This window comes from Chamaesiphon polymorphus CCALA 037 (assembly GCF_003003845.1).
Lineage (GTDB): Bacteria > Cyanobacteriota > Cyanobacteriia > Cyanobacteriales > Chamaesiphonaceae > Chamaesiphon > Chamaesiphon polymorphus.
The window spans coordinates 20,458-35,005 of record NZ_PVWO01000009.1; the positions used below are offsets into that span (position 1 = coordinate 20,458).

Consider the following 14,548-nt stretch of genomic DNA (forward strand, 5'->3'; position numbering starts at 1 on the left):
TAAACCGTGTTTCTAAATGGCAAACGCGGTTTTTTGGTAATTTAGATTATTTGGAAATCGATCGATATATACAAATTTTCAAGAAGATCGCGTACTATCTTTAAGAATGTAACTAGCCGTACCACTCAAGATCGCCCCGCCCATTAGTACACTAATAGCTGGGAGAAACAGCGGTTCCCACAGACTTTGCCACACCAGCAAGCCCAGAGGAATATGAGTATATTTACCGATAATTGCGATGATAAACCAGAAAAAGCTCAACAACACAAAGAAAAAATTAAATGTCAGTAAATTATTAATTAGGCTTAAAATTTTGGCACCCATAGCAATATTTCCGGAAAGGATCGATTAAAACTTGTTTATACAAAGTAACGTGCCGCTGGATCGGATTCATTCACTATCCACTATCCACTAACAACTAAGTTGCAACCATGCAGTTAAGGCAATGGCCAAAGCATCGGCAGCATCATCGGGACGGGGAATGCGATCGAGACCTAATTCTCGGGCTACGGCAGCTTGAACGTCAGGTTTTTGGGCATTGCCGTAGCCAGCGACGGCTTGCTTGATTTGAGCGGGAGTGAACTCCACCCAAGGGATTTGATGTTGGGCGATGACCAACAAAATTACCCCCCGCGCTTGGGCTACTGGAATGGTATTTCCCATTTTATAGAAAAATAACTGTTCGATCGCCACTAAATTAGGTTGAATTTCGTCTAACAAGCTGTGCAGATCGTCATAGATCGTCTGAAGCCGCGAACCGATCTCCGTGCGAGCGGGAGTTTGGATGATGCCAAAATCAATCAAAGTTATCGCTGGCGGACGAGATTGGATGGCAACGGAGATCGCCCCAAAACCAAGACTGGCAAGCCCTGGATCTAATCCGAGAATTCTGGTAATTGTCATTTAGGGTAACCAAAAATTAATCTCAAACCAAGAGTTGGATCGTGAGTATTATGGCTGAACCTAGAGATTTAACCTTTACGATCGCAATTATAGTCGGATTAAATGGGGATATGGGATGTCCGGTACTGGCCGCAAGACTACTCAAGTTTCAACTTACTCTTTCCGATCCGTCAGAGTACCTGTAAGATTGACGAAGTGGAAGGAAGCCTCGCCGTTTCAAGGCGAGGTTTCTTCCACTCATCTGAGATTCATTCATCCATCATCAATTCTTTTATTTTTAATTCAGAAAAATAATGTCGATCGGTCTCTTTAGACGAGCAGTCAGGAATTTGAGTCGTAGTGGTAGTACCTTACCATCACAGAGCGGCAAATATTCCAATGTCCGGCGGCTATTTCAGTGGTTGTCCCCAGGAATTTTTGTCAAACGCTGGTTGCTAACCATCTACATCGGCGTATTGATGACGATTCTAGGTTTGGCGATTTGGCTCAAGCTAACGCCAATCTTCTGGCTGTTTCAGATTGTCGATCGGGTCATTGAGTTTTTGGCTAGAGTAATTCCTCATTATCTCTCGGGGCCGATCGTCTTGGGCTGCGGTTTATTCCTCGTCTTTTGGGGTCATAGCCGTTCGTTGGGGGAGATTAGCAAGGTGTTACGTCCCGATGGTGGCGAAACATTGCTAGATATGCTCTGGCAAAATCGCCGTCTCAATCGGGGGCCAAAAATTGTCGCCATCGGTGGCGGTACCGGATTATCGACGCTACTACGGGGTCTGAAGCTCTACAGTGCCAATCTGACAGCGATCGTCACTGTGGCGGACGATGGCGGTTCTTCGGGACGATTGAGGCGAGATTTTGGCGTCTTACCGCCAGGAGATATCCGCAACTGTATCGCAGCGTTGGCTGATGAAGAAAAATTATTGACAGAATTATTTCAGTATCGCTTTGAAGCTGGCGATGGTTTGATGGGACACAGCTTTGGTAATTTGTTTTTGACAGCCATGTCGGAGATTACTGGCGATCTCGAACGCGCGGTAGTGGCTAGCTCCAAAGTTTTGGCCATTCGCGGACGAGTTTTGCCAGCGACGCTGACAGATGTCGCACTGTGGGCGAAACTAGCCGACGGACGCACGATCGTCGGCGAATCGAGTATCGGTCATAGTGACGGCCAAATTGTGGAGATCGGTTGCTCTCCAGCCAATCCGCCTGCCTTACCTGCGGCGATCGCGGCCATTCAAGAGGCGGATTATATTATCATGGGGCCTGGAAGTTTGTACACCAGCGTGATTTCTAATTTACTGGTGCCAGAAATCGCCCAAGCAATTGCCGCGCGTCAAGTACCGCGTATTTATGTCTGCAATATTATGACGCAGCCAGGAGAAACTACTGCTTATACTGTTGCCGATCATATCGAAAGTATCGATCGCGCTTGCGGTTACAAGTTATTTGATGCGGTACTAGTCCAGAAAAGTCCGCCGTCAACGAGTTGTCTTCAAAATTATGCCGAGGAAAACTCTTTCCCTGTCTTGCTCGATCGAGAAGATGTCAAACAGTTGGGACGGAGCATCTTTTCGGTTAACGTGATGGAAGAAGACCCCACAACTCGCTATCTACGGCACAATCCCCGCCGTCTGGCTAAAGCATTAATCCATTTTTATCGTCGCGCTCAAGAATCGGCTGCCGATCGTAGTTTGAAGGTAGCCCAAATAGCTCGTAATATTAAATCAGCCTGAGGGGTTAATTGATAATTGAGAATTGATAATTGATAATTGGGGTGTTAGTACTTGCAATGTCGGTGCTAACTACTAATTTTCAATCAAAAATCGATATGACCGATCGGACTGTTAACTTACCAGATGAGAATGCTACTCAGGTGCTGGGGATGGATTTGGGTAAGTCTTTGACAGCGGGTAGCGTGTTGTTATTAACGGGAGATTTGGGTAGCGGCAAAACTACCCTAGTCAAGGGGATCGCGCAAGGGTTGGGGATTACAGACTCGATCGTCAGTCCGACATTTACGATTATTAACGAGTATTTTAGCGGACGGGTACCGCTCTACCATCTCGACCTTTACCGTTTGACATCGGCGGAGGTTGACGATCTGTATTTGGAATCCTATTGGCTGGGACTAGAGCACGAACAGGGCATCGTCGCGATCGAATGGGCGGAAAGATTAGCGCATCTACCACCCGAATACCTGCAACTCGAATTGACTTACGATCCAGTCGAGGGCAGAATTGCGAAAATTATCTCAGCACGATAGTCTACGGCGTATAGAAACAGGTTGAGATTTTATGTAGTGGGGAAGGGCGGGTTCATACTAGAAATTCTCCCAAGCACTACCAGCCTAGTCTCTAAAATGCAACATCCACAGCAATCTCTGGCCAACGAGTAGCAATATCCTCCGCAGCAGACACCTCAACAGCGGCAAGGTTTAACGGATAGTCCACATTGTCTCGCTCGACCCAGCGCACGGCTGTAAATTGTCCGTTTGCTGCCCTCAATATAAATCCAGACTCTTGGCATTCTGAAGAAGCAAGATATAACACTCCAGGGGCTACTTGCTCTGGTCGCAAGTCCTCTGGCTCATCTTGTACGTTCCACATCCGCGTTTTGGCTACTGGCGAAATCGCGTTGACAATAATTTCATGCTCTTTACCTTCAACCGCGAGCACATTCATCAGGCCGATCTGTGCCATTTTTCCCATCGCATAAGGGGCGAGACCACTGAGTGCGTATTGCGGGTAAATAGCTCGATCTGAAGTCGTCAGCACGATCCGTCCGTAGTTTTGCCGTTTCATAATTGGCAAGGCAGCTTGAGCCAACCATGTGGGTGCCTCTAAATTAATGCTGATGGCACGTTGTAGGAAATCAGGCGTTAGTTCTTGCACTGACTCATAGGCAACCCATCCCGCATTGTGAATCAAGATGTCCAGGCGGCCAAACTGCTCCAACGTAGTTTCCACTAAACTTCGGCAGCTATCTCTGCTATCGAGGATGACATTGCTCGGAAATGCAACTCCGCCTGCTGCTTGAATTTTCCTTGCAGCATCAGCCGCAACATTCGGATCGAATCCGGTACCGTCTTTATTAACGCCGATGTCATGTATAACGACTCGCGCTCCTCTTTCCGCAAGCAGGCGGGCATAGGCTGCCCCCAACCCTCTCCCGCTGCCAGTAATAAGGGCTACTCGATCGTCAAGTTGAATCACTTAATTTTCTCCTAACTTAAATTCTGAATTTTAGGTAGGTAAATATCTCAAATGGGTTCCGTCCACCGGAGGCACGATAGTCGGACATTTACAGATGTTTAGTTATTTAGTAAATCAGCCCTGGCTCTCAAGTAGGAATTAATTCTCCCGGACGCAACCGCGACCATTTGCCAGCATCTTTGGTAAAGCTCAGACAACCGACGACATCCCACTCCATCTCCACGCCTTCATCACGGGTGCGGATATTCACGTTAATTTGTGGCTGAGTGGCTTCAAAAGTAGGCGTAGCCGTCAGATGAGCTTGTTGGTGTTGTTCTTCGACTGCATGATAGGTCGTACAGCGATCGACGTACTCGCAATTGATACAGATACACATAAGATATTAGGGGTTAGGGACTAACCAATATCTCGTATTCTATGCAATTTTTAGAGAATCTACCATTCAACCTAGATTTATTGCCAAAGCCAGTATATGTGGTGGGTGGTGCCGTCCGCGATGCGCTGTTGGGGAGGGTGCGAGCGGAATTAGATTTGGATTTGGTGGTACCGACTGGGGCGGTAGATCTGGCGCGAAAGTTAGCCACAGAGTACCGAGCGGGGTTTGTACTGCTCGATCCCGAACGTCAGATCGCGCGGGTAGTATTTCCGGGGATGACGGTAGATATCGCCCAACAAGACGGAGAAAGCATTACTAACGATCTGGCACGCCGCGACTACACGCTCAATGCGATCGCCTATGACCTTCAAACAGGTGCGACTGTCGATCCATTCTCTGGCACTCAGGACATCCACCAGCGCACGATCCGAATGGTGAGTAGGGATAACCTCATCGATGACCCTTTGCGCCTACTCAGGGCTTATCGTCAAGGGGCGCAGCTTAATTTCGCGATCGAGTCACAGACTCAGCAGGCAATTCGCGATTTGGCACTCTTATTGACAAATGTTGCCGCAGAACGGGTCTTAGCGGAGTTACGATATTTATTGCTAACACCCAATAGCAGTGAGTGGTTGGCGGCGATGGTAGCCGATGAATTGTTGACAGGTTGGTTAGAACTACCCGTCTGCACGGATTTTGCCGCTAAATTAAGTCAATTCGATCGAGCTTGCGAATTAGTCCGCCAACATTATCCCGCACTCGATCTCGAACTCGATCGGCCTTTACGGGACACAATCGCGATTTCGCGGCGCGCGATCGGTAAATTTACATTCCTATTATCGTCAGATCTCCAGATTGCAACCACCCAAATGTTGCGCTTGACATTTAGTTCGGCAGAAATTCAGGTAGTCACTACGGTAATTACTTACTTACCGCAATTATTAAGCGAACCGATGTCTTTAACCGAGCAATATTTTTGGTTCCAATCTGTAGATGATCGTTTTCCGCTATCGATCGTTTTAGCGATCGCTGCTGGCGTAGAGTTATTGAGTTTAGCTCCGCTCATCGATCGCTATTTCGATCCGCAAGATCTAGTCGCACATCCAACACCACTAGTTAACGGACGCGAGCTGATGGACGTCTTAAAGATTCCCCCTTCACCGACGATCGGTAAACTCTTGACTGAAATTCAAATAGCCAGAATTAATGGGAAAATATCTACGTCATTAGAGGCATTGGAATTTGCCAGAGAGTTTCTCAAAGCGAGCGATCCTTCCCATGATACAGACTAATAATTCCGCTGCGTCTTTGCGTCGCTGTCTTGATTTGCGCTCGTCGGGTTCCCCGACGAGCGCAAATCGCTGCGGTTCAAAAAAGGCTCTCTTATTTTAAGATTTTAGCTTGTTGGAATACATCTTGAATGGTATCGCCGACAATAAATCCGTACATCACTTGCGAAATCGATGCTAAACCGATCGAACAAACAAATGCTGATAGCGGTGAGGAAATCCAATTCCAGCCAAATAAAAATACCGAAGCGATAATAATTATCGATGTAACAACACCGCTAAGTGCGCCAGCGAGCAACTGTTCGCGATCCCAATCGAGCCATAAAGATCGCCAGTATAGACTTTGTTTGAGTAAAGATTTTTGCAAATTGCCAACGACTCGCCCGCCAATGCCGCCAACTACGGCACCAATAATTGCTAAAATAATCAACACGGTACCGTCTTCGTCTAATATCAATGACTTGATTCCCAGATGGATCGATACCCAATTTAAAATATTAATTGGCAACACCACGATCGATGTAAACATCCAGCGATGACTGAGTGTTTTAATAAATTGCTTGAGCACGCACCACTGTAAGTAGCCCTGAATTGTGAAGCTCAATAGACAAGCTAATATTCTGAGCAGATAGATGACGATCGAGTTATCGATCTTAAAGAGTAATGTGAACAAAGTCACGATTGCTTGAGTTGCGATCGCTAGCAGAATCGAGCCAACAACCTGGATCGATAACCATTGGCTTAAAAAATTAGGTTGAGACTTAGACATTGGTAATTAGTTGATAATTGATAATTGATAGTTGATAGTTGATTTGTAAACACGAATATTCAAGATCGCGATCGGTATTAAATCGTGGGGTTTTAGAGTTTTATGTCAAACAATCTAACATTGAGTTAAGTTAAAAGATGCGGGCACCAGCTATTTTTTGGATGTTTTCGATTAGTTTTAAATCTCGATAACTGGTACCGCTAGATCTATGACTGTCGAAAGTGGCAATTATTAGGCGTTTACCGAAATTTAGCTCGACTTGAAGTCGATCGCATAACATCTCGATCGATAAATCACTATCATCTGGTTCCGATTTAGCCTTGAATCTCTGGCGAGCAGACTTTGAAAGAGAAGTGTCAATTTTAAGACTTAATACATACAAAGAGCGATCGCTAAAAATCTGCATCGGCTTACAGACTAAATATGCCCGATCGATCGCGGGATAATTAGATAACTTCTGACAAATCTCGGTAACTAAATCTGGATCGAGATCGTGCGGAATGAATCGATCTGTTTCCAAAAGATTGCGTTCTAATCTCGATCGCCATTGTTTTGGTAAATACTGTTGTCGCCACTCTAAATAAATCCGAGCAGAGTCTAAGTCGCCTTGGTAAATATAAAACTTATATAATTCCTCACAACTAGAAATCGCTAAATCTGGATCTAATACGATCGCCTGTTCTAAATAAACACAGCCGCTCAAATGTCCCCGACTGACAAGCACTTTACCTACCTGATAATTTGCACCCGCATGGTTGGGATCTCGCGCTAAGAGTTCTTGCCACAATGGCAACGCTAACGATGTATCGTGTAACTCAGTAGTCAGATTGGCTTGAATTGTTGCTTCCGCCAGCGTTAATGGCGTAGTTGTCGCTTTTAGATTCAGGGTGGCTAAATATTCATATTGGTAGCGTGCGTGGTGATATTGTCGCCACCACTCGGCTTTGCGACTTTCATACCAGCGCAGATCCTGCTCGGCGGCTAAATCCATCAACCGATCGCCAAAAAAGTACTCCGCTGCCGTCTGAAGAATGGGTGTAGGCGTCCAGGATTTGGGGGTAGGATAGCCGACAGCCGCCAATCGATCGCTCAGACACGGATGAGTATCATCGGTATCTGTCGCCTCTGACAGGATAAAATCGAGCCAAATCTGTGCTGTTTGCGGATCGAGCGGTTGACGCAAAGCCGCCAGCATTTGGGTGACTACATCCGTTGGCGGTGTCTCCCGCTCGCGTGCTTGACGATCGAGTTGACGAGAGAAACACTCTTGCAAATAATATTGATAAATATAAGTTTGAATTAAATCGCTAGCGGCAATTTCGGGACTAGTCATGCTTTGCGCCAGCGCATCGGCGGCATACTCTCGATCGCGGATCGAGACAAACGAATAGGCTTTAATTAATGGCTCATACCAGCGAAAGAACCACTGGAAAATAAATAAATTATTATCGGCTGTGAGATTTTCCCACATCTGTCTGACGCGGAGAATATAGCCCGTAAAACTACTGTCATTTTTTGACAAATGACCCAATTCATGAGCTAATGTTGCCTTGAATTGTTCTGGTGAAAGCGATTGAAGTAATGGTAAACCGAGTAGTAAATAATTACGATGCCATTCAAACCAACCGAGGTGAGGTGTTTGATATATTGCCGCATTGTGGTCGTAATTAATCACCACATGATGAATTTTAGGCGTTTTTAATCGATATCTAAGTTCGTCAATAACTGCAAATAGTTCGGGAAATTCAGCGCGATGGATTTCGCGATCGCTCAATGACGGCGATTGCACCCAAAAAGTCGCGATCGCCACCAAGCCAAATAAGATCCACAATTGACTCGGATCGAGACTAATCGGTCTTTTTTGGGCGATTTCGATCGCCCATCTTACCATCCACAAACTACTAAATAAGCTCAAACAAACGATCGCAATATATCCATAGCCGATCGTAGCTAATGCGGCTACGCGCAGTTGATATTTAGTAGTCGATCGATGACGGCTCGATCGTTCTAATTGCTGGACTAACAGATCGAACTTAGCCTGCTGTTTTAACTCCATCGCATCGCAATTCAAAATTCAAAACTCAAAATTCAAACTTTTAGCGATGTCGCTTTCAAGTTAAATCTTAAACTTAGTGGATGGAACTATTATTCCCACTCACTCTGCGACCGCTCTAAGTGAATCTACGTATTTTTGCGATTATCGATCGATTTAGTTGAAATTACCGATGTCAATTAATCATTGGAGTCTTCGGAGCCTTCGATCGCTAGCTGCTATCGCTGAGAGCTAAAACAAACAAGCCCCACCAATATATTGGTGGGACTCAAAATTTTTACTTATTTTACTATCTCAGATTGCTATGAACTAAAAAAAGCCCTCAATGAGGCTTGAACTCATGACCTCTTCATTACCAATGAAGTGCTCTACCACTGAGCTATGAGGGCGTTGGTGAAAGTGGGCCGAGCTGGATTTGAACCAGCGTAGGTCTCCCAGCAGATTTACAGTCTGCCGCCATTAACCACTCGGCCATCGACCCACGTTTTGGCGTACTTACTTGGAGGTGTTTTCTAAGTGTGTCCGCTGTTTTGTTTCACGATTATTAATCCTAACATAGATGATTTAAAAAGCCAAGCTATTTTTCAAACATTTTGGCTCTCGTATAATTAAAACGCTACAAAGTGCCAGTTTGAGCTGGCTTGCCGAGGATCGGCGCACTTTCCACGCTCAGATTAAACCCAGCTCGCATCACTAGTCTAGGTTAGATCGGCCAAAGTCGTGCCAGACGGGAAAACCTACCATGGCAACGACTCAAGTAACGGTGACGAAGATATTTCTGGTAGTGGCTGACAAGCCGATCTCAGATTTGGTTCGGTTTGGGATATTGGTGGTGACTTTGGCTTTCTAGGTTGCTTGTAACCCCTTCAGGATAATTTGGCCCGAATATGAAATCGCCCCATCTTCGACTAGAAGATGGGGCGGTCGATATATAGTTGAAATCGCCCAGGAGCGATCGCCAACTACATGTCGCTATTAGTTAGTGGCATCAGATTAGCGAGCAACTAATTTAATACTTATTTGCTCAGAATCGAAAAACTACTGAGCACGGGTACATTTGCGACTAACAAGTAGGCAAATGCAGCTCCGCCAACACCACCAATCAAGAACCCAGTGGTGAACTCACTCCAACCTTTGCCATCTTTGACATTGTTAGGTGGTGTGGGTACAGTCACACTAGGCAGTGGGGCTGCGGGATTCACGCTAGCATAGATCGATAGGCAAACAGTCAAGATTACTACCAATCCGACGGTGGCGAGCAATCCGGCGAGATATGCTTGGTCGGTATGGCGTAAAGGCCCCAATAGAGTGAAGGGGCCGAGTAAGAAATAGCCATGAGCCATTCCCACTTCTAAACCCCGTCGTTGAGGGGATAGATTAGCCCGATAAATCGGTAAGTTGCTAATAAAAGCTTGAATGATACCCGAACCATTGATAGGAGTAGCTAAATTGCTAACTTCAGGATTGGGACTGCTGACAGCTTGAACGCGAGTAGCCATAAAAAACCTCTCAAACTAATTAAGGGGATGGGGACAGGGATTAGGCTTTAGGGATTAGGCTTTAGGCTTTAGGCTTTAGGAATTTAGGACGCAAGCATCTTTCTAATATTCCCAAGACCTAAGACCTAAGACCTAATACCTAACGCCTAATACTACAAGGGATGGAATAACAAGTCGGGGAAAAAGCGATTGAATTCAATCAAAATACCCGCAGTAAATGTCATCCATACTGCTGCCAAAACTGGAGCAGTAGATAAAAATCTGAGCAAATGTGGCATGGAATATCTCCAGAATCTAAAATCAATATGTTGCAAGTATTGCTACTAGACAATCTGTTTGGGGAAGTTTAAAGTTCGAGCTGTAAATCCGTAAGTTAGAGATGACATTATTGTTAACTGCTAACTTAAATCGATCGCCAGCCTCAATCTTAAAAGCGACTATGCCATCGATCGAGACTCAATTTACCGAGGCGAAACAGAAATTTCACTATCTTTAGCAACTAATTTACCAGAGGTGAATTCACCCAGGGCAGCAGCAGGCCAAGCGAAGCCGCCTAACATACAGCTAACAGCTAAAGGTACGTCGATGACGATTTCCTTCATCTCGGGATTGTCGCCTTTCTTGATGGCGATGATGTAAGCGCGACCGACCCAACCGATCCAGCCAGCAATGTAGAGGAACAGGATGCTAGGAATCAAGAAGTCGCCCGCCCGATCGAGTCGTCCATCTACAATCAAGTGTGGCAGTCCTTCTGGCCCGCACAAAGCTTGAGCGTAACGATCGAAGCGATTTTTACCAGACTGGGGATCGTTGGTAGTATTGCGTGCCATTTTCGCACGTTGCTGAAAAGCAGGCGTATCGCCACAACGAGTGAGTCCAGCTACTTCAGATGCAGATGCAGTGGGAGTAAAGTTGAACCAGAGACAGATGGCAAGGACAAAAGCCAACAGTTTTTGCATAGTGATTGTTTCCTTTTATAACAAAACAAAAAGTTTTATTTACAAAACACAGAATCGTGCGTTCGATCTGCTTTGGCAAAAAAACTATAATAGTCTTTTGGGAATCTTCAACGATCTTGAGTATGGATCGCCAAAGATCGCTGATACTGTAGAGATTGGCGATATATTGCCAGCAGATCGAGATCGCTTGGCAAGCTAGTCTCCAGAGAAAAGTCTCTGCCAATGAGTTGGTGTATTACTCAAATTAAGAGCTACACTGACACGATTGCCAAATTACTTAACTCTATTTTCATCTTTAAAATTAGCAGCTAATGACAACAGTTTTATCAATTGAAACAAGTTGTGACGAAACTGCGGTGGCAATTGTTAACAATCGTAAAGTTTGCAGCAGTGTCATCGCCTCGCAAATCCCAATTCATACCCAATATGGGGGAGTTGTCCCCGAAGTGGCATCGCGGCAACATGTATTAACAATTAACGATTTAATCGATCGAGCTATTCGGGAAGCAGCTCTCGATTGGACGCAAATCGATGGGATTGCGGCAACAGTCGCACCGGGGTTGGTGGGGGCGTTGATGATTGGTATGAGTGCGGCGAAGACGTTGGCAATCTTACACGACAAGCCATTCGTCGGCGTGCATCACCTGGAAGGACATATTTACGCCTCCTATTTGAGTGCGCCAGAGTTGCAGCCACCATTTTTGTGCTTATTGGTATCTGGCGGACATACCAGTCTGATTCATGTCAAAGATTGTGGGGTCTATACCGAGCTGGGGGCGACTCGCGATGATGCTGCTGGTGAAGCCTTTGATAAAGTAGCCAGATTATTAAATCTGGGCTATCCAGGCGGCCCGATAATCGATCGATTGGCAAGTCAAGGCAATCCGAACCTTTATCCGTTGCCAGAGGGCAATATCTCGCTCCCTGGTGGGGGTTTTCATCCCTATGATTCTAGTTTTAGTGGGGTGAAAACGGCGGTACTGAGATTGACTCAGAAATTGCAAGCAGCAGGGCAAGAGTTGCCTGTGGCGGATATTGCGGCTAGTTTTCAGTCTAGTATCGCGCGATCGCTAACTAAACGGGCGATCGCTTGTGCGCGCGATTATGGTTTGGAGACGATCGCTATCGGTGGGGGTGTTGCGGCCAATCGCGGTCTCAGAGCGACATTACAAGCGGCTGCTGGCGATCGGGGCATTCGGGTATTATTTCCACCGATGGAGTATTGCATGGATAATGCGGCGATGATCGGTTGTGCGGCGGCGGAGCATCTGAGTCGGGGACATATTTCGCCCTTAGATTTGGGCGTACAGTCGCGGCTATCGGTGATGGAAGTGATGAGTTTGTATCGATCTTCCGATCGATAGTGGGGAAGAGGACTTTTATGGCGATTTTTTGCCGTTTCTTCAGCAATAGCCCTGACTCAGCCAGGATCTGGGGGTCGGTATCCCCAGATTTGGGTTTTCAATCGCACCAGCAAGTTTTCTATTGCAATAACCCATCACCCCGCTGAGATTATTTAGCCGCGCCAATAAGACTTAGAAATCAGAACTACCGGAAATAGCAAACACAGAAACAAGACCTTGCCTAAATTGGTCAGTATCACTGACGACTGAGTAGACACGGGAGTGCGACCGCCCCAACTTACATTCGCTTGTACTGGGGTCGAAGCTGGAGCCTTGACAGTATTTCGATCGATCCGGCAACTACCAGCACAGGCCGAGTTAGCCACGATACCATACTTCAATCGCGTCGGCTTGAGCGTATCCAAGATCGTATTATTCTGGATGCGAAGATTTTTATTGTTGCTATTAGATTGAAGATAGATCCCCGCACGAGCTTGTCCGGACTTATCGCCAGCTAAATGAATACTGCGAGCGGGATTGACGATCGTGTTATTTTCGATTTTGGAGCTGCCAGCACCACCCAACGCGGCATTCGACCAAATTCCCGCGCCTGGTGCGTTGGTAATCCGATTGCCAGAAATCCTCAGTCGATCGATCGGTGTATTCTGATGCGTATATTTCCACAGGGTAATCCCACTAGAAAAACGATCGTGTGCGAAATGTACGGGTTTGGCATTGACAAAATTGATGCGATTATCCGCGATCGTCACATCTTGAAGCGGTGCGTTACTATTCGGATCGAGCATAATCCCTGCTGAAGGGCCACTATCGCTGACAATCCCCGGCTCCACCCATTTATCGGAGCTGATATTCACCGTGTTACGCCGGATAACAATCTGTTGCATAGCTGGCTGACTGGCACTATTACCTTTGTGGATGCTAAACCACAGCGTAAATCCAGTATTCGCCCCATCGATGAGATTGTTTTCATAGAGTTGACGTTGGGAGACTGGAGTGCCTGCCCCTGTAACATTGATACCATTGGTAAAGCCTTTAATCGTGTTACCGCGCACGATTTGATCGTTACCATGAATTTCGATCGCCGTGCGCGCACCTTTAGTACCGGGGCCAAACCGGGAAATAAAAGTGTTATTCTCGACCAGCATCCGCGACCCTTGGGTATAGATCGAGGAATGATCGAAATCGACCGCATTGCCACCTACATTATCGAATCGAGAATTGGTAATTGCTGCATCGGTCATGCCATCGAGCTTACCGTTAATGACCACCGACCAGACTGCATTTTGATTGGTAAATCGAGTCCGATCGATTGAAATACGTTTGCCCACATAGACCCGAATTGCCGTGCGCGGTAACAAGTTTTGTTCATCGCCAAAATCGGCAGGGATCTTCCCACCTGGGCCTTCGGCAGCCAGTATGGGATTGTTTTGACCGTTGGAATCGATCGTCAAGCCTTGGATGGCAAAATCGTTCAGTGGGGTGCCATATTCCTCAGTCCCCATAATCGACTCATACTTCCCTTGCCGATCGGCCAGCCGGAGAGTAGCCCCTTTGGTAGTACTAGCAGCCAATTTAATGCCAGAACGTAGCTTCAGAGCTTGCGGGTGTTTTAATTGACGTTGGATCGAAATATTATAAGTACCCGGTGGAAATAGTACGCTCCCGCCTTTTTTGGCGACAGCATCGATCGCGGCTTGGATTGCTGCCGTGTCATCTTTGCCATCGTTAGGGACTGCACCAAATTTAGTAACTAGCTCGGACAACCTCCCAATTTTGGGCAGTGCTGGCAGTCTGGGTTGTGTGTTACTCGCCGCAGTTGTTCCAACTTTGCTCGGACTCTTGCGAGCTTGCATGGAGCTAGCAGGAAGTTGACTCACCTCCTCAATCTGCCCTGGCAACTTTGTCGATCGCGCTCCTGTCTCCTGCGCTAACAGCAAATTTAATGCGATGTTAATTACTAACATTTTTCGCAGCATAATCGTATATTAAGATATTATTTTCTTTTCTAAACTCGATGGCTAAAACAAGTGCCTGCTTAACCTGATTCGTCACTTATTTATAATTTTCTCGCACTGTTATCGATCGGATCGAAATCTAATTATTTTTCGATTTCGCAGTAACTAATTA

At 46.2% G+C, this 14,548-nt stretch carries 15 protein-coding genes and 2 tRNA genes; 5 read left to right on the forward strand and 12 right to left on the reverse strand.

What is annotated here, in order from left to right; all coding sequences use genetic code 11:
• Positions 1-78: 78 nt before the first annotated feature.
• Together C7B77_RS01545 and ruvC are read right to left on the reverse strand one after the other, a co-directional pair.
• Complete coding sequence (locus C7B77_RS01545; RefSeq protein WP_106299642.1) at positions 79-324, reverse strand: hypothetical protein; 246 nt, start codon at positions 322-324, stop codon at positions 79-81.
• Positions 325-411: 87 nt separating this feature from the next.
• Complete coding sequence (ruvC, locus tag C7B77_RS01550; protein WP_106299644.1) at positions 412-903, reverse strand: crossover junction endodeoxyribonuclease RuvC; 492 nt, start codon at positions 901-903, stop codon at positions 412-414.
• Between the two features lie 50 nt (positions 904-953).
• Here ruvC and C7B77_RS31285 point away from each other — a divergent pair, with 50 nt between their 5' ends.
• The 3 genes from C7B77_RS31285 (at position 954) to tsaE (ending at position 3,163) form a co-directional block, all read left to right on the forward strand.
• Positions 954-1,088: a hypothetical protein gene (locus C7B77_RS31285; protein WP_281261321.1), complete on the forward strand. Its 135-nt coding sequence runs from the start codon at positions 954-956 to the stop codon at positions 1,086-1,088.
• Between the two features lie 108 nt (positions 1,089-1,196).
• Positions 1,197-2,633 (forward strand): gluconeogenesis factor YvcK family protein, encoded by a 1,437-nt coding sequence (locus C7B77_RS01555; RefSeq protein ID WP_106299646.1) that lies wholly within the window; start codon positions 1,197-1,199, stop codon positions 2,631-2,633.
• 95 nt (positions 2,634-2,728) lie between these two features.
• Positions 2,729-3,163 (forward strand): tRNA (adenosine(37)-N6)-threonylcarbamoyltransferase complex ATPase subunit type 1 TsaE, encoded by a 435-nt coding sequence (gene tsaE / locus C7B77_RS01560; RefSeq protein WP_106299670.1) that lies wholly within the window; start codon positions 2,729-2,731, stop codon positions 3,161-3,163.
• Positions 3,164-3,254: 91 nt separating this feature from the next.
• Here the strand turns inward: tsaE and C7B77_RS01565 are convergent, their stop codons facing one another.
• A complete protein-coding gene (locus tag C7B77_RS01565) occupies positions 3,255-4,112 on the reverse strand; it encodes an SDR family NAD(P)-dependent oxidoreductase (RefSeq protein ID WP_106299648.1) in 858 nt (285 codons plus the stop codon).
• Positions 4,113-4,239: 127 nt separating this feature from the next.
• A complete protein-coding gene (locus C7B77_RS01570) occupies positions 4,240-4,488 on the reverse strand; it encodes a Ycf34 family protein (protein ID WP_106299650.1) in 249 nt (82 codons plus the stop codon).
• Between the two features lie 41 nt (positions 4,489-4,529).
• On the opposite strand from C7B77_RS01570, the gene C7B77_RS01575 reads away from it, so the two are divergent.
• Positions 4,530-5,780, forward strand: a complete 1,251-nt coding sequence (locus tag C7B77_RS01575; RefSeq protein ID WP_106299652.1) for a tRNA nucleotidyltransferase/poly(A) polymerase-related protein — start codon at positions 4,530-4,532, stop codon at positions 5,778-5,780.
• 91 nt (positions 5,781-5,871) lie between these two features.
• Here C7B77_RS01575 and C7B77_RS01580 read toward each other — a convergent pair whose 3' ends face one another.
• From C7B77_RS01580 to C7B77_RS01610, 7 genes are all read right to left on the reverse strand, one after another.
• Positions 5,872-6,546 (reverse strand): hypothetical protein, encoded by a 675-nt coding sequence (locus C7B77_RS01580; RefSeq protein ID WP_106299654.1) that lies wholly within the window; start codon positions 6,544-6,546, stop codon positions 5,872-5,874.
• A gap of 130 nt (positions 6,547-6,676) precedes the next feature.
• Positions 6,677-8,602 carry a M48 family metallopeptidase gene (locus C7B77_RS01585; RefSeq protein ID WP_146138139.1) on the reverse strand — a complete coding sequence of 642 codons (1,926 nt, stop codon included), beginning with the start codon at positions 8,600-8,602 and terminating at the stop codon, positions 6,677-6,679.
• A gap of 314 nt (positions 8,603-8,916) precedes the next feature.
• A tRNA-Thr gene (locus tag C7B77_RS01590) sits at positions 8,917-8,988 on the reverse strand.
• An 11-nt stretch (positions 8,989-8,999) separates the two neighbouring features.
• Positions 9,000-9,080, reverse strand: a tRNA-Tyr gene (locus tag C7B77_RS01595).
• Positions 9,081-9,615: 535 nt separating this feature from the next.
• Positions 9,616-10,098, reverse strand: a complete 483-nt coding sequence (locus tag C7B77_RS01600; protein WP_106299658.1) for a photosystem I reaction center subunit XI — start codon at positions 10,096-10,098, stop codon at positions 9,616-9,618.
• Positions 10,099-10,250: 152 nt separating this feature from the next.
• Positions 10,251-10,376, reverse strand: a complete 126-nt coding sequence (gene psaJ / locus C7B77_RS01605) for a photosystem I reaction center subunit IX (RefSeq protein WP_106299660.1) — start codon at positions 10,374-10,376, stop codon at positions 10,251-10,253.
• Positions 10,377-10,559: 183 nt separating this feature from the next.
• A complete protein-coding gene (locus C7B77_RS01610; RefSeq protein WP_106299662.1) occupies positions 10,560-11,057 on the reverse strand; it encodes a Photosystem I reaction center subunit III in 498 nt (165 codons plus the stop codon).
• Between the two features lie 311 nt (positions 11,058-11,368).
• On the opposite strand from C7B77_RS01610, the gene tsaD reads away from it, so the two are divergent.
• Entirely contained in the window at positions 11,369-12,421 is a 1,053-nt protein-coding gene (gene tsaD, locus C7B77_RS01620) for a tRNA (adenosine(37)-N6)-threonylcarbamoyltransferase complex transferase subunit TsaD (protein WP_106299666.1), read from the forward strand.
• Positions 12,422-12,573: 152 nt separating this feature from the next.
• Here tsaD and C7B77_RS01625 read toward each other — a convergent pair whose 3' ends face one another.
• Entirely contained in the window at positions 12,574-14,397 is a 1,824-nt protein-coding gene (locus tag C7B77_RS01625) for a right-handed parallel beta-helix repeat-containing protein (RefSeq protein ID WP_106299668.1), read from the reverse strand.
• Between the last annotated feature and the right edge of the window lie 151 nt (positions 14,398-14,548).